Below are 5,393 nucleotides of genomic sequence, written 5' to 3' on the forward strand. Positions count from 1 at the left end.
TAAGTAAATTCCGGCGGCGTCCTACTCTCCCACACCCCTTCGAGTGCAGTACCATCGGCGCTGAAGAGCTTAGCTTCCGGGTTCGGAATGGGACCGGGCGTTTCCTCTTCGCCAAGACCACCGGAAAACCATCGAACCCATAAGGTTCAGGTCAACCAGATCATGACTATTCAACAGTCAATAACAGTGGTTCACACCGAAACCGATTGCGGTTCGGGAACCACACAGTGGACGCGAGCATCTGAGGACAAGTCCTCGGCCTATTAGTACCGGTCAGCTCCACACATTACTGTGCTTCCACATCCGGCCTATCAACCCGGTCGTCTACCGGGGGCCTTACCAGGTCAACCCTGTGGGAGCCCTCATCTCGAAGCAGGCTTCCCGCTTAGATGCTTTCAGCGGTTATCCCTCCCGAACGTAGCCAACCAGCCATGCCCTTGGCAGAACAACTGGCACACCAGAGGTTCGTCCATCCCGGTCCTCTCGTACTAGGGACAGCCCTTCTCAAGACTCCTACGCGCACAGCGGATAGGGACCGAACTGTCTCACGACGTTCTAAACCCAGCTCGCGTACCGCTTTAATGGGCGAACAGCCCAACCCTTGGGACCTACTCCAGCCCCAGGATGCGACGAGCCGACATCGAGGTGCCAAACCATCCCGTCGATATGGACTCTTGGGGAAGATCAGCCTGTTATCCCCGGGGTACCTTTTATCCGTTGAGCGACGGCGCTTCCACAAGCCACCGCCGGATCACTAGTCCCTGCTTTCGCACCTGCTCGACCCGTCGGTCTCACAGTCAAGCTCCCTTGTGCACTTACACTCAACACCTGATTGCCAACCAGGCTGAGGGAACCTTTGGGCGCCTCCGTTACCCTTTAGGAGGCAACCGCCCCAGTTAAACTACCCACCAGACACTGTCCCTGATCCGGATCACGGACCCAGGTTAGACATCCAGCACGACCAGAGTGGTATTTCAACGACGCCTCCCCAACCACTGGCGTGGCTGGTTCACCGGCTCCCACCTATCCTACACAAGCCGAACCGAACACCAATATCAAGCTATAGTAAAGGTCCCGGGGTCTTTCCGTCCTGCTGCGCGAAACGAGCATCTTTACTCGTAGTGCAATTTCACCGGGCCTGTGGTTGAGACAGTCGAGAAGTCGTTACGCCATTCGTGCAGGTCGGAACTTACCCGACAAGGAATTTCGCTACCTTAGGATGGTTATAGTTACCACCGCCGTTTACTGGCGCTTAAGTTCTCAGCTTCGCCCCGAAGAGCTAACCGGTCCCCTTAACGTTCCAGCACCGGGCAGGCGTCAGTCCGTATACATCGTCTTACGACTTCGCACGGACCTGTGTTTTTAGTAAACAGTCGCTTCTCGCTGGTCTCTGCGGCCACCCCCAGCTTGAAGAGCAAGTCTTCGCACCAGAGCTGGCCCCCCTTCTCCCGAAGTTACGGGGGCATTTTGCCGAGTTCCTTAACCACAGTTCACCCGAACGCCTTGGTATTCTCTACCTGACCACCTGAGTCGGTTTGGGGTACGGGCCGCCACGACACTCGCTAGAGGCTTTTCTCGGCAGCATAGGATCATCCACTTCCCCTCAATCGGGTCGGCATCAGGTCTCAGGCTCAATATGGTGCGGATTTGCCTACACCACGCCCTACACCCTTACCCCGGGACAACCACCGCCCGGGCTGGACTACCTTCCTGCGTCACCCCATCGCTCACCTACTACCACTTCGGGTCAGCGGCTCCACTGCACCAGCTCGGTCCGAAGACTCCGCCGGCCGCTTCACGGCCTTAGCATTGATGGGTTCAGCGCTGGCGCATCGTAGCGGGTACGGGAATATCAACCCGTTGTCCATCGACTACGCCTGTCGGCCTCGCCTTAGGTCCCGACTTACCCTGGGCGGATTAGCCTGCCCCAGGAACCCTTGGTCATCCGGCGCACACGTTTCTCACGTGTGATTCGCTACTCATGCCTGCATTCTCACTCGTGCAGCGTCCACCGCTGGCTTCCACCGCGACTTCACTCGCTGCACGACGCTCCCCTACCCAGCAACACGCCTGAACCACAAAGGCTTGGCTATATGTGTCACTGACACGACTTCGGCGGTGCGCTTGAGCCCCGCTACATTATCGGCGCGGAATCACTTGACCAGTGAGCTATTACGCACTCTTTCAAGGGTGGCTGCTTCTAAGCCAACCTCCTGGTTGTCTCTGCGACTCCACATCCTTTCCCACTTAGCGCACGCTTGGGGGCCTTAGTCGGTGCTCTGGGCTGTTTCCCTCTCGACCACGGAGCTTATCCCCCGCAGTCTCACTGCCGCGCTCTCACTTACCGGCATTCGGAGTTTGGCTGATCTCAGTAACCTGGTGAGGCCCATCAACCATCCAGTGCTCTACCTCCGGCAAGAAACACACGACGCTGCACCTAAATGCATTTCGGGGAGAACCAGCTATCACGGAGTTTGATTGGCCTTTCACCCCTAACCACAGGTCATCCCCCAGGTTTTCAACCCTGGTGGGTTCGGGCCTCCACGAAGTCTTACCTCCGCTTCACCCTGCCCATGGCTAGATCACTCCGCTTCGGGTCTTGGGCGCGCGACTCAATCGCCCTATTCGGACTCGCTTTCGCTACGGCTACCCCACACGGGTTAACCTCGCCACACACCGCAAACTCGCAGGCTCATTCTTCAAAAGGCACGCAGTCACGACCACCCACGTCAAACGCAGATGGCGACGCTCCCACGGCTTGTAGGCACACGGTTTCAGGTACTATTTCACTCCCCTCCCGGGGTACTTTTCACCTTTCCCTCACGGTACTAGTCCGCTATCGGTCACCAGGGAATATTTAGGCTTAGCGGGTGGTCCCGCCAGATTCACACGGGATTTCTCGGGCCCCGTGCTACTTGGGAACAACACAAGCAAGCCGACAACGTTTCGTCTACGGGGGTCTTACCCTCTACGCCGGACCTTTCGCATGTCCTTCGACTACATCATCGGTTTCTGACTCGCCCAGCTGCCGGCAGACAACTGAAGTGCCGTCCCACGACCCCGAATAAGCAACCCCTGCCGGGTATCACACCTACTCGGTTTAGCCTCATCCACTTTCGCTCGCCACTACTCGCGGAATCACGGTTGTTTTCTCTTCCTGCGGGTACTGAGATGTTTCACTTCCCCGCGTTCCCTCCACACACCCTATACATTCAGGTGCGGGTGACAGCCCATGACGACTGCCGGGTTTCCCCATTCGGACACCCCCGGATCACAGCTCGGTTGACAGCTCCCCGGGGCCTATCGCGGCCTCCCACGTCCTTCATCGGTTCCTGGTGCCTAGGCATCCACCGTGCGCCCTTACTAACTTGGCCACAGATGCTCGCGTCCACTGTGCAGTTCTCAAACAACAACCGGAAACATCAACCTGACGATCAACGCCTACCGACAAACCGTCGGCGGTTCGGAGACCGGTTGAAACCGGCGATCCCAGAGGGACAAACCAACGACCCCCACCATCGACGACTCGACAGTGAAGGCCGCAGGGCCCATTCCCTCAGGACCCAACAACGTGCCCGGCAGGCTTTCCGCGACAACCGTCCCGTTCCACGCTCCGAAGAGCAGTACTTGGGGCCGGCCGCACGAAGCGCCTGCCGAATAGTCAACGTTCCACCCATGAGCTGACACCCAGACCGCGTTCGGGCCTGGCGTGTGCTGTGCTCCTTAGAAAGGAGGTGATCCAGCCGCACCTTCCGGTACGGCTACCTTGTTACGACTTCGTCCCAATCGCTGGTCCCACCTTCGACGGCTCCCCCTCTTGCGAGTTGGGCCACCGGCTTCGGGTGTTACCGACTTTCGTGACGTGACGGGCGGTGTGTACAAGGCCCGGGAACGTATTCACCGCAGCAATGCTGATCTGCGATTACTAGCGACTCCGACTTCATGGGGTCGAGTTGCAGACCCCAATCCGAACTGAGACCGGCTTTTTGGGATTCGCTCCACCTCGCGGTATCGCAGCCCATTGTACCGGCCATTGTAGCACGTGTGCAGCCCAAGACATAAGGGGCATGATGACTTGACGTCGTCCCCACCTTCCTCCGAGTTGACCCCGGCAGTCTCCTGTGAGTCCCCATCACCCCGAAGGGCATGCTGGCAACACAGAACGAGGGTTGCGCTCGTTGCGGGACTTAACCCAACATCTCACGACACGAGCTGACGACAGCCATGCACCACCTGTCACCGGCCCAAAAGGACCCCGCATCTCTGCGAGTTTTCCGGCGATGTCAAGCCTTGGTAAGGTTCTTCGCGTTGCGTCGAATTAAGCCACATGCTCCGCCGCTTGTGCGGGCCCCCGTCAATTCCTTTGAGTTTTAGCCTTGCGGCCGTACTCCCCAGGCGGGGCACTTAATGCGTTAGCTGCGGCACGGACAACGTGGAATGTCGCCCACACCTAGTGCCCAACGTTTACGGCGTGGACTACCAGGGTATCTAATCCTGTTCGCTCCCCACGCTTTCGCTCCTCAGCGTCAGTATCGGCCCAGAGACCCGCCTTCGCCACCGGTGTTCCTCCTGATATCTGCGCATTTCACCGCTACACCAGGAATTCCAGTCTCCCCTGCCGAACTCTAGCCTGCCCGTATCGAATGCAGGCCCGGGGTTGAGCCCCGGGTTTTCACATCCGACGTGACAAGCCGCCTACGAGCTCTTTACGCCCAATAATTCCGGACAACGCTCGCACCCTACGTATTACCGCGGCTGCTGGCACGTAGTTAGCCGGTGCTTCTTCTGCAGGTACCGTCACTTTCGCTTCTTCCCTGCTGAAAGAGGTTTACAACCCGAAGGCCGTCATCCCTCACGCGGCGTCGCTGCGTCAGGCTTTCGCCCATTGCGCAATATTCCCCACTGCTGCCTCCCGTAGGAGTCTGGGCCGTGTCTCAGTCCCAGTGTGGCCGGTCGCCCTCTCAGGCCGGCTACCCGTCGTCGCCTTGGTAGGCCATTACCCCACCAACAAGCTGATAGGCCGCGGGCCCATCCTGCACCGCCGGAACTTTCCACCCCCCACCATGCGGTGGGAAGTCGTATCCGGTATTAGACCCAGTTTCCCGGGCTTATCCCAGAGTGCAGGGCAGGTTGCCCACGTGTTACTCACCCGTTCGCCACTGATCCCCGGCCGAAACCGGTTCACCGTTCGACTTGCATGTGTTAAGCACGCCGCCAGCGTTCGTCCTGAGCCAGGATCAAACTCTCCGTAGATGCTCACCGGTAATCCGGTCAGACACATACGAAGGAGCCGCGCCCCACCGGAGGAATAGTCCGATGTGCGCTTGCGTCCTTGCTGTGACCCCCGGCCGCTGACCAGCCGGAGGATTTTTCAAAGGAATCCCTGCGAACAC

The 5,393-nt window shown here is 58.7% G+C and carries 3 rRNA genes; all 3 read right to left on the reverse strand.

The features are described 5' to 3' along the window. Positions 1-8 precede the first annotated feature (8 nt). Positions 9-125: ribosomal RNA gene (gene rrf, locus ABEA93_RS41845) — 5S ribosomal RNA — on the reverse strand. 118 nt (positions 126-243) lie between these two features. Beyond that, a 23S ribosomal RNA gene (locus ABEA93_RS41850) occupies positions 244-3,374 on the reverse strand. Positions 3,375-3,727: 353 nt separating this feature from the next. Then, positions 3,728-5,253: ribosomal RNA gene (locus ABEA93_RS41855) — 16S ribosomal RNA — on the reverse strand. Together the 16S, 23S and 5S rRNA genes form the textbook arrangement of a ribosomal RNA operon. Positions 5,254-5,393: the final 140 nt, after the last annotated feature.

Source organism: Yinghuangia aomiensis (genome assembly GCF_039542225.1).
GTDB classification, from domain to species: Bacteria; Actinomycetota; Actinomycetes; order Streptomycetales; family Streptomycetaceae; genus Yinghuangia; species Yinghuangia aomiensis.